Annotated in this window: 26 protein-coding genes and 1 pseudogene; 12 read left to right on the top strand and 15 right to left on the bottom strand. The window is 66.9% G+C overall.

Annotation, left to right across the window (positions count from 1 at the left end):
* Positions 1-38: 38 nt before the first annotated feature.
* Entirely contained in the window at positions 39-1,043 is a 1,005-nt protein-coding gene (locus tag ABDV69_RS12520; protein WP_343574735.1) for a PHP domain-containing protein, read from the top strand.
* 106 nt (positions 1,044-1,149) lie between these two features.
* Here the strand turns inward: ABDV69_RS12520 and ABDV69_RS12515 are convergent, their stop codons facing one another.
* On the bottom strand, positions 1,150-1,791 hold the full coding sequence (locus ABDV69_RS12515) for a TetR/AcrR family transcriptional regulator (protein WP_343574732.1): 642 nt from the start codon (positions 1,789-1,791) through the stop codon (positions 1,150-1,152).
* 77 nt (positions 1,792-1,868) lie between these two features.
* Here ABDV69_RS12515 and ABDV69_RS12510 point away from each other — a divergent pair, with 77 nt between their 5' ends.
* Positions 1,869-3,338, top strand: coding sequence for an NAD(P)/FAD-dependent oxidoreductase (locus ABDV69_RS12510; protein ID WP_343574730.1), 1,470 nt, complete (start codon positions 1,869-1,871; stop codon positions 3,336-3,338).
* Here the strand turns inward: ABDV69_RS12510 and rraA are convergent.
* The 9 genes from rraA to ABDV69_RS12465 form a co-directional block, all read right to left on the bottom strand.
* A complete protein-coding gene (gene rraA / locus ABDV69_RS12505; protein WP_343574727.1) occupies positions 3,335-3,823 on the bottom strand; it encodes a ribonuclease E activity regulator RraA in 489 nt (162 codons plus the stop codon). The two genes, ABDV69_RS12510 and rraA, sit on opposite strands and share 4 nt — an antisense overlap.
* 19 nt (positions 3,824-3,842) lie before the next feature.
* A complete protein-coding gene (locus tag ABDV69_RS12500; protein ID WP_343574725.1) occupies positions 3,843-4,319 on the bottom strand; it encodes a nucleoid-structuring protein H-NS in 477 nt (158 codons plus the stop codon).
* 104 nt (positions 4,320-4,423) lie between these two features.
* Positions 4,424-4,882, bottom strand: a complete 459-nt coding sequence (locus ABDV69_RS12495) for a copper resistance CopC family protein (RefSeq protein ID WP_343574768.1) — start codon at positions 4,880-4,882, stop codon at positions 4,424-4,426.
* A gap of 53 nt (positions 4,883-4,935) precedes the next feature.
* Positions 4,936-5,577: a YcnI family protein gene (locus ABDV69_RS12490; protein WP_343574723.1), complete on the bottom strand. Its 642-nt coding sequence runs from the start codon at positions 5,575-5,577 to the stop codon at positions 4,936-4,938.
* 74 nt (positions 5,578-5,651) lie between these two features.
* A complete protein-coding gene (locus ABDV69_RS12485) occupies positions 5,652-6,308 on the bottom strand; it encodes a DUF6474 family protein (protein ID WP_343574721.1) in 657 nt (218 codons plus the stop codon).
* Between the two features lie 93 nt (positions 6,309-6,401).
* A complete protein-coding gene (locus tag ABDV69_RS12480; protein WP_343574766.1) occupies positions 6,402-6,800 on the bottom strand; it encodes a transcriptional regulator in 399 nt (132 codons plus the stop codon).
* A gap of 467 nt (positions 6,801-7,267) precedes the next feature.
* Positions 7,268-7,801 (bottom strand): peptidase, encoded by a 534-nt coding sequence (locus ABDV69_RS12475; protein ID WP_343574720.1) that lies wholly within the window; start codon positions 7,799-7,801, stop codon positions 7,268-7,270.
* A gap of 189 nt (positions 7,802-7,990) precedes the next feature.
* Entirely contained in the window at positions 7,991-8,614 is a 624-nt protein-coding gene (locus tag ABDV69_RS12470) for a superoxide dismutase (RefSeq protein WP_343574718.1), read from the bottom strand.
* A gap of 155 nt (positions 8,615-8,769) precedes the next feature.
* Positions 8,770-8,928 carry a hypothetical protein gene (locus ABDV69_RS12465; RefSeq protein ID WP_343574716.1) on the bottom strand — a complete coding sequence of 53 codons (159 nt, stop codon included), beginning with the start codon at positions 8,926-8,928 and terminating at the stop codon, positions 8,770-8,772.
* A gap of 483 nt (positions 8,929-9,411) precedes the next feature.
* On the opposite strand from ABDV69_RS12465, the gene ABDV69_RS12460 reads away from it, so the two are divergent.
* From ABDV69_RS12460 to ABDV69_RS12435, 6 genes and pseudogenes are all read left to right on the top strand, one after another.
* The gene (locus tag ABDV69_RS12460; protein WP_343574714.1) at positions 9,412-9,756 is read left to right on the top strand and encodes a rhodanese-like domain-containing protein; all 345 of its coding nucleotides are present in this window, start codon (positions 9,412-9,414) and stop codon (positions 9,754-9,756) included.
* A gap of 156 nt (positions 9,757-9,912) precedes the next feature.
* A complete protein-coding gene (locus tag ABDV69_RS12455) occupies positions 9,913-11,037 on the top strand; it encodes a DUF4328 domain-containing protein (protein WP_343574712.1) in 1,125 nt (374 codons plus the stop codon).
* A gap of 4 nt (positions 11,038-11,041) precedes the next feature.
* Entirely contained in the window at positions 11,042-11,866 is an 825-nt protein-coding gene (locus ABDV69_RS12450) for a glycerophosphodiester phosphodiesterase (protein ID WP_343574709.1), read from the top strand.
* A gap of 321 nt (positions 11,867-12,187) precedes the next feature.
* On the top strand, positions 12,188-12,382 hold the full coding sequence (locus ABDV69_RS12445; protein WP_343574707.1) for a hypothetical protein: 195 nt from the start codon (positions 12,188-12,190) through the stop codon (positions 12,380-12,382).
* A complete protein-coding gene (locus ABDV69_RS12440; protein ID WP_343574705.1) occupies positions 12,373-12,786 on the top strand; it encodes a PIN domain nuclease in 414 nt (137 codons plus the stop codon). Before ABDV69_RS12445 ends, ABDV69_RS12440 begins: the two co-directional genes overlap by 10 nt.
* A 1-nt stretch (position 12,787) precedes the next feature.
* Positions 12,788-12,895: pseudogene (locus ABDV69_RS12435) on the top strand (alpha/beta fold hydrolase); the annotation flags it as partial.
* Positions 12,896-13,152: 257 nt separating this feature from the next.
* On the opposite strand, the gene ABDV69_RS12430 reads toward ABDV69_RS12435, so the two are convergent.
* Positions 13,153-14,244, bottom strand: a complete 1,092-nt coding sequence (locus ABDV69_RS12430) for an LCP family protein (protein WP_343574703.1) — start codon at positions 14,242-14,244, stop codon at positions 13,153-13,155.
* Positions 14,232-14,990, bottom strand: coding sequence for a type II CAAX endopeptidase family protein (locus ABDV69_RS12425; RefSeq protein WP_343574701.1), 759 nt, complete (start codon positions 14,988-14,990; stop codon positions 14,232-14,234). Before ABDV69_RS12425 ends, ABDV69_RS12430 begins: the two co-directional genes overlap by 13 nt.
* A gap of 144 nt (positions 14,991-15,134) precedes the next feature.
* Between ABDV69_RS12425 and pheA the strand changes: the two genes are divergently transcribed.
* Together pheA and ABDV69_RS12415 are read left to right on the top strand one after the other, a co-directional pair.
* On the top strand, positions 15,135-16,064 hold the full coding sequence (gene pheA / locus ABDV69_RS12420) for a prephenate dehydratase (protein WP_343574699.1): 930 nt from the start codon (positions 15,135-15,137) through the stop codon (positions 16,062-16,064).
* A complete protein-coding gene (locus ABDV69_RS12415) occupies positions 16,061-16,735 on the top strand; it encodes a histidine phosphatase family protein (protein ID WP_343574696.1) in 675 nt (224 codons plus the stop codon). Before pheA ends, ABDV69_RS12415 begins: the two co-directional genes overlap by 4 nt.
* Positions 16,736-16,739: 4 nt before the next feature.
* Here ABDV69_RS12415 and ABDV69_RS12410 read toward each other — a convergent pair whose 3' ends face one another.
* From ABDV69_RS12410 to ABDV69_RS12400, 3 genes are read right to left on the bottom strand one after another with little or no spacing between them, the layout of a single operon-like run.
* The gene (locus tag ABDV69_RS12410) at positions 16,740-16,949 is read right to left on the bottom strand and encodes a hypothetical protein (RefSeq protein ID WP_343574694.1); all 210 of its coding nucleotides are present in this window, start codon (positions 16,947-16,949) and stop codon (positions 16,740-16,742) included.
* Positions 16,950-16,997: 48 nt separating this feature from the next.
* Entirely contained in the window at positions 16,998-17,348 is a 351-nt protein-coding gene (locus ABDV69_RS12405; protein ID WP_343574692.1) for a metallopeptidase family protein, read from the bottom strand.
* Positions 17,349-17,352: 4 nt separating this feature from the next.
* Positions 17,353-18,753 (bottom strand): septum formation family protein, encoded by a 1,401-nt coding sequence (locus ABDV69_RS12400; RefSeq protein WP_343574690.1) that lies wholly within the window; start codon positions 18,751-18,753, stop codon positions 17,353-17,355.
* 97 nt (positions 18,754-18,850) lie between these two features.
* Here ABDV69_RS12400 and serS point away from each other — a divergent pair, with 97 nt between their 5' ends.
* Together serS and purT are read left to right on the top strand one after the other, a co-directional pair.
* Entirely contained in the window at positions 18,851-20,113 is a 1,263-nt protein-coding gene (gene serS / locus ABDV69_RS12395) for a serine--tRNA ligase (RefSeq protein WP_343574688.1), read from the top strand.
* On the top strand, positions 20,110-21,309 hold the full coding sequence (purT, locus tag ABDV69_RS12390) for a formate-dependent phosphoribosylglycinamide formyltransferase (RefSeq protein WP_343574686.1): 1,200 nt from the start codon (positions 20,110-20,112) through the stop codon (positions 21,307-21,309). Before serS ends, purT begins: the two co-directional genes overlap by 4 nt.
* The last annotated feature ends 72 nt before the right edge of the window (positions 21,310-21,381 follow it).

Below are 21,381 nucleotides of genomic sequence, written 5' to 3'. Positions count from 1 at the left end.
CATGGTGGCGCTTGTTGTAGGCGAGGCACACTGGAGAGGTGGACCCGGTAGCCGCTCTGCGACAGATCGCCTACTACAAAGACCGGGCGCGCGAAGACACTCGGCGGGTGATGGCCTACCGCAACGCCGCCGACATCGTCGAGGCCCTCGACGACGCGGTGCGCGAGCGGCACGGGCAGGCCAACAGCTGGCAGTCGCTGCCCGGCGTCGGGCCGAAGACCGCAACGGTGATCGCGCAGGCCTGGTCCGGGCGTGAGCCCGACGCGCTGGTCGCATTACGCTCGGCTGCTGAGGATCTCGGCGGCGGGGAAATACGCGCGGCCCTGCGCGGCGATCTGCATCTGCATTCGAACTGGTCGGACGGGTCGGCGCCGATCGAGGAGATGATGGCCACCGCCGCGTCGTTGGGCCACGAGTACTGCGCGCTGACCGACCATTCGCCGCGGCTGACCATCGCCAACGGGCTCTCGGGCGAGCGCCTGCTCAAGCAACTCGACGTGATCGACGGTTTGCGCGACCGGTTCGCGCCGATGCGCCTGCTGAGCGGTATCGAAGTCGACATTCTCGACGACGGCGGCCTCGATCAGGAGCCGGAGCTGCTCGAACGGCTCGACATCGTGGTGGCCAGCGTGCACTCCAAGCTGTCGATGGATTCCGCGGCGATGACCCGCCGGATGGTCCGTGCCGTCAGCAATCCGCACGCCGACGTTCTCGGGCACTGCACCGGACGGCTGGTCGCCGGCAACCGGGGTATCCGGCCGGAGTCGTCGTTCGACGCCGAAGCGGTGTTCACCGCCTGCTGCGAGCACGGCACCGCCGTGGAGATCAACTCCCGGCCCGAACGCCGCGACCCGCCCACCCGGCTGCTGAACCTCGCGCTGGAAATCGGCTGCGATTTCAGCATCGACACCGACGCCCACGCCCCCGGCCAGCTCGATTTCCTCGGCTACGGCGCCCAGCGAGCGCTGGATGCCGGTGTCCCCGTCGCTCGGATCGTCAACACCTGGCCGGTCGAGACACTGCTGGACTGGACGGCGTCGTAGCCGCGAGTGGCCAGCTATGGCGCGGATTGGGCCGAATGGTGTGCATTAACGATTAACTGCCCACTCGGCAGGAATTGAATGGGGTAGGTGCGGCATCGACCTGTGACTAGTGGACCTGTTCGCCGTAGATGCTGTTCATCCAGATGTGCACCAAGGTCTCGAGCAGTCGCTCCCGGGGCACCGACGGGCTGTCGCCGGCGAACGAGCTGAGTATCAGCTTCTCGTTGAGCAGATTCAGTGCCGCGGACAATTCGTCGGCCGGTAGGGTCACCGGCGCGGCGCCACGGGAGCGCTCGGTCTCGATCACCATGGCGATGTGACCGACCCACTTCTGCATGAATCGCGACCACAGCTTGCGAACGTCCGCGTTGGTGCGCGCGGAGTCGGCGGCCAGCGAGACGGATCGGTGCGATCCGAACGTCTCGACGAAGACATTGATGCCGATCCGCCACAACGCCTTCAGATCAACAGGGGGATTGGTGACCATAGTTTCCAGCGCGGAGTCCGCTTCAAAGATCACCCGCTCGAACAACGTCAACAGCACCGCGTCCTTGGACGGGTAATAGAAGTAGAACGTCGGACGGGAGATCCCGGCCCCTTTGGCCAGGTCGTCGACCGAGATGTCGGCCAGCGGGCGCTGCTCGAGCAGCTGCTCAGCGGTGGTCAAGATGGCCAGTTCACGGTCGTCGCCGGACGGGCGTGCAGGGCGGCGTCCCCGCGAGGAACGGCTTGAGCTGACGGTCGCCACCCGCGCTACTTTACACGGTGTTGATAGATTCAACAGGGTGTTGACTGAGTCAACGCTGCGTTGATAGCGTGTCGGCCATGACTGAACATCTCGACGTTGTGATCGTCGGCGCCGGCATCTCCGGCATCAGCGCGGCCTGGCACCTGCAGGACCGCTGCCCGTCCAAGAGTTACGCAATCCTCGAGCGCCGCGACGACCTCGGCGGCACCTGGGACCTGTTCAAATACCCCGGGATTCGCTCCGACTCGGACATGTTCACCCTCGGCTTCCGGTTCAAGCCGTGGGAGTCGTCGACCTCGATCGCCGACGGCGCCTCGATCAAGGCCTACATCAAAGAGGCCGCCACCGAGAACGGCATCGACGACCACATCCGCTACCGGCACAAGGTCCTGGCCGCCGAATGGTCGGACGCCGAGAACCGCTGGATACTGACCGTCGACAACAACGGCCAGCAGCAGGAACTGACCTGCTCATTCTTGTTCGCGTGCAGCGGCTACTACAACTACGACGAGGGCTACCTGCCGAAGTTCGAGGGCTACGACGACTTCGAGGGCACCATCATCCACCCGCAGCACTGGCCGGAGGACCTGGACTACGCCGGTAAGAAGATCGTGGTCATCGGTTCCGGCGCCACGGCCATCACGCTGATCCCGTCGCTGGTGAAGTCGGGCGCCGACCACGTGACCATGTTGCAGCGCTCGCCGAGCTACATCGGATCGCTGCCACTCAGCGACCCGTTCGCCGCGCAGGCCAACAAGCTGTTGCCAAAGCAGGCCGCGCACGCCGCGAACCGGTGGAAGTGGATCGTGTTCAGCACCTTCCAGTACCAATTCTCCCGCAAGTTCCCCAAGCAAATGCGCAAGACCTTGCTGACCATGGCCAAGCGCCGACTGCCGAAGGGCTACGACGTCGAGAAGCACTTCGGCCCGAGCTACAACCCGTGGGACCAACGACTGTGCCTGGCGCCGGGCGGCGATCTGTTCAAGACCATCCGCAACGGCCAGGCCGACGTCGTCACCGACACCATCGACCGATTCACCAAGACCGGGATCACGCTGGGCTCCGGTAAACAGCTCGACGCCGACATCATCATCACCGCGACGGGGTTGAACCTACAGCTGTTCGGTGGTGCCGAGATTCGGCGCAATGGCGAAACCGTCGACCTCAACGACACGATGGCGTTCAAGGGCATGATGCTGACCGGGATGCCGAACATGGCGTTCACCATCGGCTACACCAACGCCTCCTGGACGCTGAAGGCCGACCTGGTCTCCGAATTTGTCTGCCGCGTGATCAATTACATGGACCAGAACGGCTATGAGACCGTGGTGCCGCAACACCCGGGCAACTCGGTCGACGAGCGTCCGCTGATGGACTTCACGCCCGGCTACGTGCTGCGTGCCCTGGACTACCTGCCCAAGGCCGGCCACGTCTCGCCGTGGCGGCTCAAGCAGAACTACTTCATGGACCTGCAGCTCATCCGACGCGGCAAGGTCGACGACGAAGCTCTGCAGTTCGCCAAAAAGCCTGCCGCGCTGGTGGTCTAGCCGTTAGCCGTGGCGACGATGACGATCCCGTCATCGTCGCTGTAGGCGATGTGGCCCGGGACGAACTCCACCCCGCCGAGGCTGACCACAACGTCGCGCTGACCGACGCCGGTCTTGCTGCTCTTGCGCGGGTTGGTGCCCAGCGCCTTGATGCCGAGCTCGAGATCACGCAGGGCGGCGGCGTCGCGCACCGCGCCGTTGACGATCAGGCCGGCCCAGCCGTTGGAGCGGGCCAGGTCGGCGATCAGGTCGCCCACCAGCGCCGTGTGTAGTGAGCCGCCGCCGTCGATCACCAGCACGCCGCCGTCGCCGGGCTCCGACAGCACCGACTTCAGCAACGCGTTGTCCTGATTGCAGCGCACGGTGCTGATCGGTCCGGCGAACTCGGTGTGCCCACCGAACTGACGGAATTGGACGTCGCAGCTGCGGACGTCGGGCCCGATGTCGTCGACGAGGTCGGCGGTGGGACGGAATATCCAACTCACCGGGCCATGCCAATCATCGTCACTCGTCCTGTTGCCGGAGGAGCCGTACCAGGAGCACCGCCAACACACTGATTGCGATGGCCACCGCGAACGGCACCGGCGACCGGCCAGCAGCCGCCGGGGCGGGTTGGCCGGGCAGTGGGTTGCCGGCCGCTTCCACCGTCGACTTGGCATGTGCCGCGGCATCTTTCGCGGCTGCGAGCTGTCCGTTCGATTCCGGCAGGGCCGGGGCGATCTTCTTCGGGGCCGCCTTCTTCGCCGGCGCCTTCTTCGCGGGGGTTTTTTTCGCTACCGTTTTCTTGGCGGCGGGCTGCTTGTTCGCCGCTTTCTTGGCTGCCTTCTTGGCTGCGGCCTTCTTTGCCGGCTTGCCCGTGGCCTCGGCAGTCGGGGCGGCGTCCGCGCGCGGCTGCGGCGGTTCGGGTGGGGTAGGCGTGCTCAGGGCTGGGTCAGGCGCGGGGTCGGGTGCGTCGTGCGGTCGATCCTGCGGGTCTGCCATCCGGGGAACTCCTTTGCCGTTTTCTCGTTGCGTATACCGGACGGGGTCGAATCCCATCATGCCAGCGCCGCGGAGGTGGGCCAGTGGGCGATGATTCGGCCCGGTCAGGGTTTGTTTCGAATCGCCCACAGTGCCCCGCCGCCGACCAGGATCACGGCTCCGAGCACGAACGGCCAGATCGGAAGGTCGTCGGGTGAGTCGCCGGAGGCCCGCGTCGCCGGGCCGGGTGTGCCGGTTCCCGCCACTGTCAACCGGAACGACCACGATCCCGCCACCACGTGGCCGTCGGCCGATGTCACCCGGTAGTTGACCGTGTAGCTGCCGACCGGGCCCAGCGGGCGCACGCCGACGCTGACGACCGGGCCGTGCACCTGCGGGTCGCCGGCGGCCCACAGGTTGCCGTCCGGGCCGACCACCGTCATCGCCGCAAACCTGGTCTGTAGGTCCTCGTTGAAGGTCGCGCTGACCCGGGCCGGCGCGGTGCTGACCGCGGCCTTGTCCGCCGGATCGGCGAACACCAGGGTCGCGTGGGCGCTGGCCGCGCCGGCCGTGAGGATCGTCATGAACGCGGCCGCAGACAGCAGCAGCGCCGCGACGACGAGGTGACCCCGACGGTTCACGGTCGCCGCACGATCAGCGCGAGACCGACACCGAGGGCACCGACCAGCAACGCTGCGCCGGCGAGGGTTCGGCCGGTGTTGTCCACCACCTTGCGCGGCTTCGGTTCCGCCGGGGCGGCGGTCGCGGTAGGCACGGCCGAGGTGGTCGGGGCCGGGTGATCGGCGGACTTCGGGGTCGATCCGTCGGTCAGCGTGAGCGTCGGCGCGGGATGTTCCGGTTCGGCGCCGCCGGCCGCCAACGGTTGATTCCACTTCACCACCACGTCGTCGGCGTAGGTCTGGATCGCCGGGAAGCTGACCGAGTCGGCGTCGGGGAGCTTCGCCGTGATCCGGAAGACTTCGAACTGGTCGGCCGGAATTCCGCCGCCCTTCGCCGCGGTCCACGTCACCGAGCGGGCCTTGTCGCCGGCGCGGTCGATCTTGGCCGACCAGCCGGGTTTGGCCTCGGCCCGCACTGCGGTGACATTGGCTAGATCGATGGTCAGCGCGGTGGTGGCGGCACCGGTGGTCGACTCGTTGGGCACTTGGAAGCTGACCGTCGCGTAGCCGCCGCGGCCGGCGTCGTTGCTGCTGGCCTGGATGTGGGCCGACGCCAGGGCGGCCGGGCCGAGGCAGAGCATCGCGGTAGCAGCCGTCACGATCAGGCTGTGTCGAATGATTCTGCGGGGAGATGGCATCGGGGTAGCAGCTCCTGTCTAGGAAGGTCCGGGTCTCAGGTCAATCCGAGGCGGGCCATCAGGTCGGCGTCGACCTCGTCGAGTTGGCGGCTGATCGCGGCATGGGCGCCGCGCCGGCGGGCGGCGGGCATGTTCTCCGCCGCGGTGACGGCGGCTGCCAAGTCGGCGAGCCGTTCGGAGATTGCCGCGACGAACCGGCTGGTTTCGGCGTCTTTGGGCTTGTTTTCCTGGACGGACCGCAGCGACTGCTCGGCCCCGGCGATGCGGGCTGAGAGTCGGCCACCGCTGCCGGAGAACTGGCCGATCTGGGCCAACGGAACCCCGAGTTGGTCGGCGCGGCGCTGGTCGATGAACCCGCGCGCAGCGATCGCGACGCGGTAGGCCACCGGCACCAGGATCGGCGCGAGCAGCCGGGACACCGTCAGTAGGCGTCGAATCCGGGTCGGCGACAGTAGCGTTCCCTCGCGTGCCGTCTTCAGGTTCGCTTGGGCGATCTTCAGCGCGGTTCGGTCGCTCTCACGCTGCGAATTCAACGTCTCGCGGAGGGCTTTGGTCTCGGCCCGCTGCGCGGCTTTGAACCGACGAACTTCGTTCTTGGCGGACAGCTTGGCCTCGAGCTTGGCTTTGGCCTTGATCGCGCGAGCCTCGGCGCGACGGGTCGCGCGGGTTTTACGCTTGCCGAACAGGCCCATTCGCGCACTACCTCCCCGGAATCTCGTCGACTATCGCGGTGCCGGTGCGGCATCGATGGGCCAACCTTAATGGTGTCCCCGGCTCGACCGCCGTCAGGCGTCCAGGTGCTCTTTGCGGCGAAGCTCATCGACGCGATGGACGACGTCCTCTTTGGACTCCGCGGACAGTTCGCTGGCGCCGATGGCAATCCGTCGAACTCCCTCGTCGCGCATGGCCAGCAACCACGACAGCTCCTCATCGAGCTTCTCGTAGTACTCGTCGTCAGTGAAGTAGGCGGGTTTGATCCGGAAGAAATTCGCCAGGGCCGCCATGGTGGTCGACGACGGGTTGGTGCGGTTGCCAGAACGTAGCTGAGACAAATACGGAGCCGACATCGTGACTCCCTCCGCCTTGAGTGCCGCAATCACTTCCGCTGACGTATGCGGCCCCCGCCCGGGCGGGTAAACCGTGTCGAACAGGCGGTTCAGGCGGGCGGAAAACGTAGTGCTCATCGATATGACCTCCACCAAGTTGGTAGATCGAAAAACTGCTTCAAAGTATTTGCTGATCATCGTAGCCAGAGTTATCGCCGCAACCAAGTGCAAAACCCAGAGCGAATTCACGCTGGCGGTAGTTAGGATCGGAGTATGGCGGCCCCCGACGGGCTGACGATGCTGTACAGGGTATACACATGATATTTTAAGTAAATTGCGTGAGCTTTCATCGTTTGGGGGACTAAAGGCGCTTGGCTGGCGGCGGGTAAGCGCGTCCATGGCTACCTATTCAGCGCGCCACCTTGGCCTGAGGCCGATTTGCTGTAGGGCACCGTACAACTAGCTGTGAACCCGCGTGCACCGACGTAGTCCGAGTCGATATTAGGCGCATGTTGGACGGCGAGTCCAGCCGGCCGGTAGTCGCGGTCGAGGGTTCAGAAAACCGGGTCCGCAGCAACGGCGCCCGCTTCCGGATTTCGGAATGCCTATGCGGCGAGCAGCATCGCCAAGATTGCTGTGTCGGGGTGGCTGATGGGGTCGACGCCCACTCGGCTGACCATCGACGTGATGGTGCCGTCGGCCTCCGCCTCCACCCAGGCCGCCCGGTGTTCAAGCCCTAGATGCGGCAAACCTGGTAACAGCACGCACCCTGACGCCGCGCCGTTGCACTCGGGCAACGACGGCGTCGTCTCTGACGGCGGGTGCAACATCAACAGCGCAGCCGGTTGATGACCGGCGAAATAACCCGGTCGGATCGCGGATTCGCCGACCACCGGGCCTTCGGCGAGCACCAGCCCGACCGTTCCAGGCACGGGCACCTCGGGCAGTTCCTCGCGAACGCCGAATACCGTTGTGGTGGCCAGCAATCCAGGTAGTGACGCCACGCGGACAGCAACCATCAGCAGCTGTGCCCACTCTTTGGTCGAATCGGGCCAGCGACCGGAAATCACAAAGCCTTTCAGGGCACCATGAGAATGGAAGGGGGCCACTTCGACGGCCCGGCCTGCAGCACTGTCCATTTCGCCCTCCGCCACACTCGATTCGGGTATCCAGCGATACGCCGGTGGGTCGATCCGCTTAGCATGCGGCAGCCTGACAACCCCCGCAAGTGGACACGGGCACCGATCGGTGACGAAGTCGAAACGAAATACGACCGAAACAGCGTTCGGGGCGCCGCGACAGCGCGACGCCCCGAACGAGAGCTGAGATCAGTTGGCGATCAGGTGCCTGGCCTTCGAGGTGGCTTCGGCGTAGCGCTTCTGCACCTCATCCCAGTTCACCACGTTCCAGAACGCCTTGGTGTAGTCGGCCTTGACGTTCTTGTAGTCCAGGTAGAAGGCGTGCTCCCACATGTCCAGCAGCAGGACGGGAACTACGCCCAGCGGGAAGTTGGTCTGGTGGTCGTACACCTGGAAGGTCAGCAGCTTGTCACCCAGGCTGTCGTAGGCCAGCACCGCCCAGCCCGAACCCTGGATGCCGTTGGCCACGGCGCTGAACTGCGCGCGGAACTTGTCGAACGAGCCGAACGCATCGTCGATAGCGGCGGCCAAATCACCGGTCGGCTTGTCTCCGCCGTTGGGGGACAGGATTTTCCACCACACGACGTGGTTGACGTGTCCGGCGAGGTTGAAAGCCAGGTTCTTCTCGTTCAGCAGGATTGTCGAGTGGTCGTCCTTGCTGCGCGCCTCCTCCAACTTGGCAACCGCGTCGTTGGCGCCCTTGACGTAGGCGGCGTGGTGCTTGTCGTGGTGAAGCTCGTTGATCGCACCCGAAATGTGGGGTTCCAGGGCTCCGTAGTCCCAGTCCAAATCGGGCAAGGTGTAATCAGACACGAGGTTCCTTCCTGGTGATGATCGATTCCGGTCTACTCTGACGGGCCGCTGGCGGGCTGTCGGCGGCGGGTCGGCTGTGTCCTCGGTCAACCCTGCTCTATCGCCGCGCACGCCGCAAGAACGGCTGCGTAACGGGCGTTCCCGGAAGGCGTGTCTCAGAACCAGACGATGACGGCGAGAACCGCCAGCAACATCAGCGCGATCAGGCCGGCGCGCAGGCCGGCGAGCAAGTAGGAGCGATTGCACGTCGCCGACGTCGTGTACCAGCGCGACGACGACGTCGCCGACTGAGGTCCAAACGGTTGCGTCGTCATCTAGTGGATCCGGCCTGCCTGTCCATCTGCTCCCCCAGTGAGATGAGTCACAAGAGATCTCGGTGACGCCGATCATAACGCGTTATCTGCCGCCTGGAAAATCGGGCCGAAGGCGGTGCGCTGACCAGCAGGTTGTTGCTGGCGGCGTGGCTTTTCGCGTGCCGACTAAGCGGGGTGGCCGCGTGACCGGCGAGCAGCGACACGGCCGAAACTGCTGTGACATCCCCCATATCGGGGATGCGGTCGCAGACCGTGAGGCCAGCTAAGAATTCGCTGAGTGACAGGCCGGCCTGTCGGTCACGGTCTGGTTACGGCCGCCGGTTATCCACAGCGGGCAACCCGGTGCGGTGGCATCACCGTGCCGCAATGCGGAAACTGCACCCGCTGCCGCTTGTGGATAAACCTGTGGAAACTGTGCATAGCCCGGTTTTAGCTGGACGTCGCCCGCCGTGGAGCGGGTCCTGGCGTGTCAAAATTGCCGCCATGAGCTCAGAGCCGTTGATCGCGCAGACCAGCATCGGGGAACTGCCCGCCGAATTCGGGCCGCACAATGTGTTGCTGGACGTGCGCGAGGACGACGAGTGGAAGCGTGGCCACGCCGCCGCCGCGCAGCACATCCCGATGGGTCAGGTGCCCGCCCGCCTGGACGAGATCGACCGGTCGGCGACGCTGTACGTCATCTGCAAGGTGGGCGGCCGATCCGCGAAGGTGGCCGAATTCCTCGCCCGCGACGGCTTCGAACCGATCAACGTCGACGGCGGCATGCTGGCCTGGGCCGCTGCCGGCCGTCCGGTGGTCACCGACGACGGTCGGCCGGGGAGCGTCTGAGCAGCCTGCGCCGCCGTCACTGCACTCGATGATCCCGCTAGGCTGATCGAATGTGGCGTCCTGGTGACGATGCAGAGCGCAGCGATGATGAGGAGCAGCGCCAGTGATTCGCGCTGGTGACGATGCAGAGCGCAGCGATGATGAGGAGCAGCGCCAGTGATTCAAGTGTGTTCCCAGTGCGGCACACGCTGGAACGTCCGTGACAAGCAGCGTTCGTGGTGTCCGCGCTGCAACGGCACACTGTTGGCGTCGGAGGCAACTGCGCCGTCCCGGCCGCCGGGGCCGGGCGCCGGATGGAACATCGGCCCGCACAATGCGCCCCGGCTGCCACCGGGATATCGATGGATCGCTGTGCGTCCCGGCCCGCCGCCACCGCCGCGTCGTCGCCGCCGTCCGCTCGGGCCGACCCCCCGCTACCGTGCGATTCCGCGCTGGGGCCTGGTCGACCGTGTCGACGGAGAGACCGGCCCCGGCCGTGTCCAGCGGCAGGCGCCGACCCCCGAGCGGATACGCACCGCGTTCTTCGCGGCCGCGGTCGCCTTGGGCGCGGCCGCTCTGGTGCATTTGCTGCGTTACCTGCTGCTGGTGATCAACCGCAACACCCTGCTGAATTGGTTTGTCGCCGACGCGGCCGCCCTGCTCAGCGTGCTGGTCAGCGTCGCGGCCGTTGCCGCGGTGATGACAGTCGCGTATCTGCTGACCAGGTGGCTGATCGCCCGGCGGGCGGCGGCGTTCGAGCATGCGGGCCGATCGGAATCCCGTAGCGGGCGGGCATTGTGGGCGGGCACCCTGCTGCCGCCATCGGCCGCGATGGCGCTGGCCGTCTCGTTCGCCGTCGTCGCAGCGACGACGGGCCACTCGGCCAGTTGGGCGTTGATGGCCGGATGCGTGGCGTTCTGTTGTCTGCCGCTGCTGGCGTCGGTGTGGGCGCTGGTCTACGTCATCGAATTGGCCAAGGCCGAGGAACACTACAATCAATTCCGCCAAGTGATCTGGGCGTGGTGGCTGATGTGGCTGATCAGCAGCGTGACGTCGGTGTTCGCGTCGATCACCAGCGGGGCCCAAGACTCCCAGGGCATCGCCAACAACACGGTGGCGATGATCGTCGCCTACGTGATCGCACTGGCCGCAGTGCTGGCGACGGCGAAGTTGTTCGAGGTATTCGAGCACAAGCCGGTCGAGCGACCCGCCCATCGCTGGCTGGTCGTCCCCGATGACGAGGGCGCTGCGACGGAATCTGCTGCCGCGGTTGAGCTGCTGGGTGCAGAACCGGCAGCATAGGGACATGACGCACGCCGAGGACCTGGACTCTCGGCATCCATTTGTAGTCGCGCACCGCGGCGCCTCAGCGTCGCGACCCGAACACACGCTGGCCGCCTACGATCTCGCGCTTCGCGAAGGCGCCGACGGCGTGGAATGCGATGTCCGGCTCACCCGTGACGGGCATCTTGTCTGCGTCCACGACCGCAAGCTCGACCGGACGTCCACTGGCGCCGGTTTGGTCAGCATGATGACCCTGGCTCAGCTAAGTGAGCTGGAATTCGGTTCCTGGCATGGGAGTTGGCGCGCCGACGGCACCCACGGCGACACCGGTCTGCTGACCCTGGACGCGCTCGTCTCGCTGGTATTGGACTGGAAGCGGCCGGTGAAGATCTTCATCGAGACCAAACATCCGGTCCGCTACGGTGCGCTGGTCGAAAGCAAGGTGCTGGCTCTGCTGCACCGTTTCGGCATCGCCTCGCCCGCGTCCGCAGACCGTTCCCGGGCGGTGGTGATGTCGTTCTCATCCTCGGCGCTGTGGCGCGTCCGGCGGGCGGCGCCGCTGCTGCCGACGGTGTTGCTCGGCCGCAGCCACCGATTCCTGTCGAGCAGTGCGGCCAGCACGGTCGGCGCCACCGCGGTAGGGCCGTCGATCGCCGCGCTGCGGGAGAACCCCGAACTCGTCGATCGCGCCGCGGCCCGGGGCCGGGCGCTGTACTGCTGGACGGTCGACGAGTACGACGACGTTCGCTTCTGCCGGGACATCGGGGTGGCCTGGTTGGCCACCAACTATCCGGGCCGGGCCAAAGCGTGGCTGGAGGATGGCCTGACCGGCGCCGGCCCGCAGTAGCTAGTTGAGCACCTAGCGCCATCTCCTCGACCGCGTAGGCGTAGCAGCGCTTCGCGAGCTGACGACGATCGGCGCCCTCCGAATACCCGGCGATCGCCACGTCTTGCGGGGCATTGGTGCATTCGTGATAGATCTGCTCCGGCACTAATGCGTGAAAGTTTGTTGTGCGGTCATCGTCGTCGCTGACACCGGCCAGTTTGACGTGACTCGAAAGGTGTTGTCGCCCAGAGCGTACTTGCCGAGGTCGGCTTGTGCCGGTGATCGCCGATTAAATCGCACTGACGAGTATATATTGAGAAGCTCCGCGTATATACTGGATTCGTGGGAAAGCATCTGATTGACATTGATGAGCAGGCATTGGAGATGGCTCGCGCTGAACTGGGAACTTCCACGATCAAAGAGACGGTGAACGCGGCTCTGCGCCGCACCACGTCGCACCGCGTGGAGAACGTGGCCGCCGCGCTGGACGCACTGGCCGGCGCACCATCCGAAGATCGCGCGCAGGCATGGCGCTGACGTTTCTCCTCGACACCAGTGTGATCAAACGACTCGGACAGCCCAGGGTGCGACAAGCCGTGGAACCGCTCGCGGCCTCGGGAGAACTCGCGCGGGCCCGTATAACCGATCTTGAGGTCGGATATTCCGCGCGCAATGAGGCCGAGTGGGACCGCCTGATAGCGGCGTTGGGCGCGTTCGACGTCGTAGAGTCGACCGAATCGCACCATCGTCGCGCGCTTCAGGTGCAGCGGCTACTCGCTGCGCGAAGCCAGCGCGGTCGCAAGATTCCTGACCTACTGATCGCCGCTGCCGGCGAAGAACACGGACTAACCGTCTTGCATTACGACGCAGACTTCGACCTGATTTCCGCTGTGACCGGCCAGCCTTGCCAGTGGGTGGTCCCTTCTGGGACCGCCGATTAGATCGTGGGGGTCCACCCTGATTCTGGCTTACGCGCAACGGCATCCGGACCGGGTCATCGGCGTTGTATTGGTCGGGGCAACGATGACACGCCCGCAAGAGATCGATTGGCGATAACGCAGGTTGCTGGCTACAGCAATCAATTTTTGCCGGCATCTTGATTTGACTGCGCCGCGAGGCGCTGTGCTGGATTCCCCGCCGAGCGGGCAGAGATTGGAGGTGGATCTCTGGGTCTGATGCCTAACCTGTAGCCCAAAGGTGTTCAGGCACAACAAAATGCCAAGACACCGGTTGCGAAAGATCGCCGGGCGTCATCTGGACGCACGGCGAACGGGTGGCAGTGGGCTGAGCCCTGACTGACAACCGGCCTATCGCCGGTCGCCGAGCACGGTCGACGGCACCGGCCGGTCGGCGGCCAGCGCGTCGAACAACGCGGCGGCCTTCTGGTGGTCCCACACCACGACCGAGCCGGCGTCGGTGTTGGTGAACTCTCCGATCGGTACGGTCAACTCGGTGGGTGAGCCCCGCAGAGCCCAGGCCAGCCGGGCCAGGTCCCAGACGTGGTCGTTATGGTCGACGGTCAACGCGTGGACGGCGGCGTGCGGCACCGCGAACCACCGCCACGGGTTCAGCCAGACCGCCGGGCTCACCGCCCGGTGCAGCAGCGCCGACATGAACTGCCGCTGGTCGACCATCCGATCCAGATCGGCCCGCGGGGTGGCCCGGCTCCGGACGTAGCCGAGCGCGTCGCGGCCATCCAGATTCTGGCAGCCGGCGGGCAGGGTGATGCCGGCCAGCGGGTCGTCGATCGGCGCCCCCAGGCAAACCGTGACCCCGCCCAGGCCGTCGACCAGGCCGGCGAACCCGCTGAAGCCGATCTCCACATAGTGGTCGACGCGAAGACCGGTGGCTTGCTCGACCGTCTCCGCCAACAGCGGCGCACCGCCCATCGAGAAGGCCGCGTTGATCTTGTCGCGGCCGTACCCGGGGATCGGGACGTAGGAGTCGCGGGGGATGGACACCATCGTGGTCGGGGTGCTCGAGCTCACCGCGGGCACGTGCACCAACAGGATGGTGTCGGTGCGGCCGTTGCCGGTGTCGCCGCCGGTGGCCAGGGCCCGCTGCTGCTCGGTGGTCAAACCCTGACGGCTGTCGGAGCCGACCAGCAACCAGGTGCTGCCGATGCCGGCCGGCGGCCGGCCCGGGTAGTCCGTCAGCGCCGACTGGCGATGCAACGCCGACTCCAGCCACAGCGCGCCACCCAAAACGGCTGCGCAGCCCAGTAGCACGGCGATCACCAGGCTCAACGAAATGACTTGCAGCCAGGCCCTTCTGCCGCGCGAAGACCGAGTGGACCGTTGCCGGGCGCGGCGATTGGGTGACACCGGCCGTGGCGGGGGCGGGCCCGGGGGCGGTGGCCGTCTACGCCGGCGGTGGTCGTCGATGGTCAATGCAGCCACCGCAGGTAACCGGCCAGCAGGGCGTACCCGACGAAGGCGACGGTGTCGATCAGGCCGTGCGCGATCACCAACGGCCACAGACGGCCGGTGCGCTGCCAGGCATACCCGAACACCAGGCCCATGGCGATGTTGCCCAGGCCTGCGCCGAAGCCCTGGTAGAGGTGGTAGGCGCCGCGCAGCAAACTCGACCAGACCAGGGCGGCGCGGGGCCCGACGCCCAACTGGCCCAACCGTGTGAGCAGGTAGCCGACCACGATCACTTCTTCGGCCCAGCCATCGGCGAAGGCGGTGAGCGCCAGCATCGGCACTCGCCACCAGGTGTCGCCCAAGCCGGACGGGATCACCGAGGCGTTGATGTGCAAGGCCCGTGCCGCGAGGTAGAACGCCAACCCGGGCACGCCGATCAGCGCGGCCAGGCCCACCCCGCCGAGCAGGTCGGGCCGCCACCGGAACCGGCTCAGTCCGACGCTGGCGGGCCGTAATCCTGTGCGCCACAACAGGTATAGACCAAGCGCGCCCCAGGCGAGGAGTTGCACGACCGCGGTCGCGTTCAAGCCGAGGTCGATCAGGTCGAAGTGGGACCGCTTGGGGTTGAGCGGAATCCGCTGCGCGCTCAGGTCGCGCAGTACCGCATCCGTCAGCTGCAGGGCCGCCGTGACGGCGCTGAGACCGAACGTCACGGCGAGCACGATCACCAGCTCGAGACGTAGCGGCCTGCGCTCGGTACTGCTCAGAGGCGCAACCACCCCGACACGGTAACCGCCGACGGTGATCGGCTCAGTCTCGGCGCGCTCGCAATCCTGGCGTGCGGCCGAGTTAGTGAGTTAAGCCGCACGTAACGAAAGACGATCGAGCGGCGCACGGCCGACGACCCGATAGGGTTGGTGGTCGTGGCCAGCATCGCGTATCTCGGTCCGGCGGGGACCTTCACCGAAGCGGCGCTGTTGCAGATGGCCGAAGCCGGCCTGGTTCCGCAGGCGGCGGCGCGTGACTGGCAGCCGCTGCCGGTGGACAGCACGATTGCCGCGCTCGACGCGGTGCGCGACGGCGCGGCTCACTTCGCCTGCGTGCCGATCGAGAACTCGATCGACGGTTCGATCATGCCGACGCTGGACAGCCTGGCGATCGGAACGCCGCTGCAGATCTTCGCCGAGCTGACGCTCGACGTGGCGTTCAGCATCGCCGTCCGGCCCGGCCGCTCCGCCGCCGACGTCCACACGCTGGCCGCCTTCCCGGTCGCCGCCGCGCAGGTGCGGCAGTGGCTGGCCGCCCATCTGCCTGCGGCACAACTGCGTCCGGCCCTCTCCAACGCCGATGCGGCGCAGCAGGTCGCCGACGGACGTGTCGACGCCGCGGTGAGCTCTCCGCTGGCCGTCGCGCATCGGGGTTTGTCGACGCTGGCCGACGGCGTGGTCGACGAGGCCAACGCGCGTACCCGCTTCGTCCTGGTCGGACGGCCCGGCCCGCCGCCGGACCGGACCGGCGCCGACCGGACGTCGGTGGTGCTGCGGATCGACAACGCGCCCGGCGCGCTGGTGTCGGCGCTCACCGAATTCGGGATTCGAGGTATCGACCTCACCCGCATCGAATGCCGGCCCACCCGAAGAGAATTGGGTACCTACGTGTTCTTCATGGACTGCGTCGGTCATGTCGATGACCATGCCGTCGCCGAAGCGCTCAAGGCGTTGCATCTGCGGTGTACCGATGTGCGCTACTTGGGTTCGTGGCCGACGGGCGAGGTGGCCGGCGCGGCGCCGCCGCAGCTCGACGAGGCTGCGCGCTGGCTGGCAGCGCTGCGCCACGGCGAGGCGGCGCCGTGAGCGGGCGACTGGTGCTGGTGCGGCACGGGCAGTCCTTCGGCAACGTCGACAAACGCTTGGACACCCGCCCGCCCGGCACCGAGTTGACGCCGTTGGGTCGTGAGCAGGCGCGCGATTTCGCCAAGGCGCTGACGGCGCCGCCCGGGCTGCTGGTGCATTCGGTCGCGACCCGGGCGCTGCAGACTGCGGGCCAGATCAGCGGCGTGGTCGATGTGCCGGCGCGGGAGGTGACCGGCATCCACGAGGTCCAGGCCGGCGACCTGGAAAACCGTGACGACGACGACGCCGTTGACGAGTTCCACGCCGTGTATCAACGCTGGCTCGAAGGCGAGCGAGACGTGTCGATGCCCGGCGGCGAGAGCGCCAACCAGGTGCTGGATCGTTACCTGCCGGCGCTGAGCGAGCTACGCATCCGCTACCTCGAAGACGACAGCTGGGCCGGCGACATCGTCGTCGTCAGCCATGGGGCGGCGATCCGGCTGGCTGCGGCGGTATTGGCTGACGTGCCAAGCAGTTTCGCGCTCGACCACCATCTAGACAACACCGAGTTCGTGGTTCTGACGCCCGACGGCGACGAGGGCTGGGATTGCACGCAGTGGGGAACGCTGACGCCGCCGTTCCATCCCGAGCCTGCCGACGCGGCGGAGCCCGACTCCGACCCGATGGGCTGACGACTCAGATCGCGAGGGCCGCCGGTGCATCCTGGTGTGCGCAGTCGCAGCCGACGGCGTCGCAGTCGACAACGAACGTGTGCGGCGACAACTCTGGGCTGGCGCAGTCCGTGTCGGTGCATTCTGAACGGTGCAGCCGATGGTGGATGAGCGTGCCGTGGCAGTGCTCCAGGCCTGCCCGGCAGTCGCGGCAGCCCTGACCGTTTTGGCGCATGGGCCGTTTGTAGCACCGCGGGCCGACACGGTCACGTCGCCGCGCCCGTCAGGCCCAGCCAAGTTCGTGCAACCGCACGTCGTCGATGCCGAAGTGGTGGGCGATCTCGTGGATCACGGTGATCTTCACTTCCTCGACGAGGTCCTGCTCGTCGTCGCAGCTGTCCAGCAGCGCGTCCCGGTAGATCGTGATGGTGTCCGGCAACGACCCGGCGTAGTGCGAGTCACGTTCGGTCAGCGCCACACCTTCGTACAGCCCGAGTAGCTCGTCATCCTCGGGGTGGCGGTCGGCGATCAGCATCACCACGTTGTCCATCACGGCCACCAGCTTTGGCGGGATCAGATCGAGCGCGTCGGACACCAACTCCTCGAACCGTTGCGGATCCATCCGAACGGCCACGCGGCTAGGGTAGCCCGGCCGGCGGGGGCCCGGGCGGCGGACCGGCCGGCGGCGGTGGCTCGGCCGGTGGTGGTGGTGGTGGAGGTGGCCCGGCCGGCGGTGGCACCTGCGGTGCCGGCGGAGGGGCTTCGACAGCCGGCGGCGGGGCCGGAGCGGGTGCTTGCGGAGCCGGCGCTTGGCCCGGCAGGTGCTGGTTGCCCTGCCGTTGGCTGCTCGATCCTGCAGAGGATCCGTTCGACCCCGACGAATTGGACGGGCCGTTCGATCTCGTCGACGAGGCGCCTCCGCCGGGCTCTCGCCCAGTCGGGATCGGCGGCAGGTTGAGTCGCTCCTGCGGAATGTCCGGCGGCGGAACCGGAGACTGACCGTTGATCTTCAGCGCGCCCTTGGCGCTGTTGACCAGAGTCGCCCAGCCGCCGTCGCCCAGGATCGCCCCGATGCTGCATGCCACCTGCCGGCTACCGGCCGACCAACTCGGCAACGACAGCGTGCTGTAGATCAGCGTCAGCGTGGTGCTGCGTAGCTGCACCGGCGCGAGGTAGGCGTCGGTCAGTTTGGTGCAGGACTCCTTGATGAAGCCGTCCTGCTCGGGCTCCGGCGGCAAACCTTCGGGGAACCGGGCGAGCAGGTTGACCGTCCCGGTGACCTCCATCGCGTGCGGAGCGGCGCAGTCGACCGGGATGTCGGTGGGTTGGTTGGTCGCGGGGTCAATGCCCAGGCAGGTGCCGTCCGGCCAGACCTTGGACTGGTCGATGTCGGCGACCTTGCCCTGATAGGCGACCTGCTGGTGGCCCGCGCCCGGCAGTTGCAGACCGCACAGCATCCGCCGCTCGCCGAACTGTCGCCACGCCTTGTCGCCCGACCACAACATGCTGATGACGAACTTGCTGTTCGGATCGAACTTGGCGCCCAGGTAGCGGCGCACCGCCGATTCGCACTGCTCCTGGCTGATCTGCTCGATGCGGGTGGCCGTGGGCGGCGGCGCGGACGGGCCGTACTCGGAGCCCGGGAAGGTGCGCATGTCGATCGACTCGGAAACCTCGAAGCGGTGCTCGTCTTTGCAGTCGACGATGTCGGCGGCCTCGGGCATCCGATCCGGCCACATCAGGCAGTTGCCGCCGGCAGCGCGGTTGAACGCGTCGTTACCTTTGGCGCCGGTCGGCGGGACTGGGTCGATGTAGCCGGCCAGCCGTCCGGGGCTGCCGCCGATCGGCAGGGCCGTGACGAGTCCGGCGATCAGCAGACCGCCTAGCGCGGTGAGCAGCAACGCCCGCCGGGTCGCCGAGGCCTGCAGCGTCCCGTTCGGGGAGTTCAGCCACCCGACGCGCGGCCGCCGACGCCGCAGGCCCACAGCCCCCGACGCCTCGGCGGCGTCGCGCTCGTCACGCTCGGATTGGTGCCACATCGCCACCATTCTGACAGGCGAACAGTGATAAGTGGCGGCTGTTGCAGAAGTGAAATGGTTGCCGTTGATGCACGCTCACCAAGTAGGGTTCTAGCCCGTGATCGACCTGAAGTTGCTCCGGGACAACCCCGACGCTGTGCGCGAGTCGCAGCAGAAGCGGGGCGAGGACCCGACGCTGGTCGACACGCTGCTGACGGCCGACACCGCGCGCCGGTCCGCGATCGCAACTGCCGACTCGCGGCGCGCCCACCAGAAGGCAGCCAGCAAGAAGGTCGGCGGCGCCTCGCCCGACGAACGGCCCGCGCTGCTGGAGCGCGCCAAGGAACTGGCCGAGCAGGTCAAAGCGGCGGAGACGCAACAGGCCGAGGCGGAAAAGGCGTTCACTGCCGCGCACATGGCCATCTCCAACGTGATCATCGGCGGCGTGCCCGCGGGCGGGGAGGACGACTACGCGGTCCTCGACGTGGTCGGCGAACCGACCGCGATCGACGACCCGAGAGACCATCTCGAACTCGGCGAAGCCCTAGGCCTGCTCGACATGGAACGCGGCGCCAAGGTCTCCGGCTCGCGGTTCTACTTCCTCACCGGCCAGGGTGCGCTGCTGCAGCTGGGCCTGCTGAACCTGGCGATCCGGCTGGCCGCCGACAACGGGTTCGTGCCGATCATCCCGCCGGTGCTGGTGCGGCCCGAGGTGATGGCGGGGACGGGGTTCCTGGGCGCACATGCCGACGAGGTGTACCGTGTCGAGGCCGACGACCTGTATCTGGTCGGCACCTCCGAGGTCCCGCTGGCGGGCTACCACGCGGGCGAAATCCTCGACCTGTCCGCCGGGCCGCGGCGCTATGCCGGTTGGTCGTCATGCTTTCGCCGCGAAGCCGGCAGCTACGGCAAAGACACCCGCGGCATCATCCGGGTGCACCAGTTCGACAAGGTCGAGGCGTTCGTCTACTGCGACCCCGCCGACGCCGCGGCCGAGCACCAGCGGTTGCTGGGTTGGCAGCGTGAGATGCTGGGCCTCATCGAGGTGCCCTATCGGGTGATCGACGTTGCCGCAGGCGATCTCGGCTCATCGGCGGCGCGCAAGTTCGATTGTGAGGCGTGGGTGCCGACGCAGCAGGCCTACCGCGAGCTGACCTCGACGTCGAACTGCACCACCTTTCAGGCCCGGCGGCTGGCCACCCGTTATCGCGATGCGTCAGGCAAACCGCAGATCGCGGCGACGCTGAACGGCACGTTGGCCACCACCCGCTGGCTGGTCGCCATTCTGGAGAATCATCAGCGACCCGACGGCAGTGTGCGGATTCCGGCGGCGCTGGTCCCGTTCGTCGGCGCTGAGGTGCTGGAGCCGGTCGCCCGATGACCACGATCGGAACCCCTCTCTCGCCGAATGCGACCAAGGTCATGTTGCTCGGGTCCGGCGAACTCGGCCGCGAGGTGGTCATCGCGCTGCAACGCCTCGGCGTGGAGACCATCGCTGTCGACCAGTACGAGAACGCGCCGGCCCACCAGGTCGCCCACCACGCGCGGACTATCACGATGTCGGATCCGGACCAGCTCAAGGCACTGATCGAGGATGACAAACCTGACCTGATCGTGCCAGAAATCGAGGCCATCGCCACCGGGGCGCTCGAGGAACTGGAGGCGGCCGGTGCCGTGCGGGTGATCCCCACCGCCCAGGCCGCGCGCCTGACTATGGACCGTGAGGGAATCCGCCGCCTGGCCGCCGAAACCCTCGACCTTCCCACCAGCCGGTACCGGTTCTGCGACTCGCTGCCCGAATTGCGGGCTGCGGCCGACGTGATCGGCTACCCCTGCATCGTCAAACCGGTGATGAGCAGCTCGGGGAAGGGTCAGAGCAAGCTGGAGGGCGCTGATGATGTCGGGGCGGCCTGGGACCATGCGATTGCCGGTGGGCGAGTCAGCCAAGACCGTGTCATCGTCGAGGGATTTGTCGACTTCGATTACGAGATAACACTATTGACCGTCCGAGCGCGCGGCGATGACGGTGCGGTGGGCACTCAATTTTGCGCACCGATCGGCCACAAGCAGGTCGACGGCGACTACGTCGAGAGCTGGCAACCGCATCCGATGTCAGCGGCCGCGCTCAGCGACGCGCGGCGAATCGCCCTTACTGTCACGGAAAAGCTTGGCGGACAGGGGATTTTTGGGGTGGAGCTCTTCGTCAAAGGTGACCACGTCTGGTTCAGCGAGGTCAGCCCGCGCCCGCACGACACGGGAATGGTCACAATGATCACCCAAGTGCAGAACGAATTTGAGCTGCATGCCCGGGCCATTCTCGGACTTCCGGTCGACACCACGTGTACGACACCGGGCGCCAGCGCGGTGATCTACGGCGGTGTGGATGCACAGGGCGTCGTCTTCGACGGTGTGGACGACGCGCTCCGGGTGCCCCGGACGGATCTGCGCCTGTTCGGAAAGCCGGAAAGTTTCATCAAACGGCGGATGGGCGTCGCCTTGGCCTACGACGAAAACCTGGACGTCGCGCGGCGGAATGCGGTCGAGGCGGCGCGTCGGGTCAGGCCGCGCGAAGGCTAGACGGTAAGCGCCCGACCGTCTGCGCGTGCCGGTGCTGGCGCTCGATGGTCGCGAACGCGAAACTGGTGAACA

Source organism: Mycobacterium sp. (assembly GCF_039583785.1).
Lineage (GTDB): Bacteria > Actinomycetota > Actinomycetes > Mycobacteriales > Mycobacteriaceae > Mycobacterium.
This window is presented reverse-complemented; position numbering and strand designations above follow the sequence as displayed.

What these genes read in the sequence shown, in the direction of transcription:
- ABDV69_RS12510 (WP_343574730.1), top strand. Translation starts at nt 1,869, where the DNA reads ATGACTGAACATCTCGACGTTGTGATCGTCGGCGCCGGCATCTCCGGC.
- ABDV69_RS12500 (WP_343574725.1), bottom strand. Translation starts at nt 4,319, where the DNA reads ATGGCAGACCCGCAGGATCGACCGCACGACGCACCCGACCCCGCGCCT.
- ABDV69_RS12495 (WP_343574768.1), bottom strand. Translation starts at nt 4,882, where the DNA reads ATGACGATCCTCACGGCCGGCGCGGCCAGCGCCCACGCGACCCTGGTG.
- ABDV69_RS12485 (WP_343574721.1), bottom strand. Translation starts at nt 6,308, where the DNA reads ATGGGCCTGTTCGGCAAGCGTAAAACCCGCGCGACCCGTCGCGCCGAG.
- ABDV69_RS12480 (WP_343574766.1), bottom strand. Translation starts at nt 6,800, where the DNA reads ATGAGCACTACGTTTTCCGCCCGCCTGAACCGCCTGTTCGACACGGTT.
- ABDV69_RS12475 (WP_343574720.1), bottom strand. Translation starts at nt 7,801, where the DNA reads ATGGACAGTGCTGCAGGCCGGGCCGTCGAAGTGGCCCCCTTCCATTCT.
- ABDV69_RS12465 (WP_343574716.1), bottom strand. Translation starts at nt 8,928, where the DNA reads ATGACGACGCAACCGTTTGGACCTCAGTCGGCGACGTCGTCGTCGCGC.
- ABDV69_RS12460 (WP_343574714.1), top strand. Translation starts at nt 9,412, where the DNA reads ATGAGCTCAGAGCCGTTGATCGCGCAGACCAGCATCGGGGAACTGCCC.
- ABDV69_RS12450 (WP_343574709.1), top strand. Translation starts at nt 11,042, where the DNA reads ATGACGCACGCCGAGGACCTGGACTCTCGGCATCCATTTGTAGTCGCG.
- ABDV69_RS12440 (WP_343574705.1), top strand. Translation starts at nt 12,373, where the DNA reads ATGGCGCTGACGTTTCTCCTCGACACCAGTGTGATCAAACGACTCGGA.
- ABDV69_RS12410 (WP_343574694.1), bottom strand. Translation starts at nt 16,949, where the DNA reads ATGCGCCAAAACGGTCAGGGCTGCCGCGACTGCCGGGCAGGCCTGGAG.
- ABDV69_RS12400 (WP_343574690.1), bottom strand. Translation starts at nt 18,753, where the DNA reads ATGTGGCACCAATCCGAGCGTGACGAGCGCGACGCCGCCGAGGCGTCG.
- purT (WP_343574686.1), top strand. Translation starts at nt 20,110, where the DNA reads ATGACCACGATCGGAACCCCTCTCTCGCCGAATGCGACCAAGGTCATG.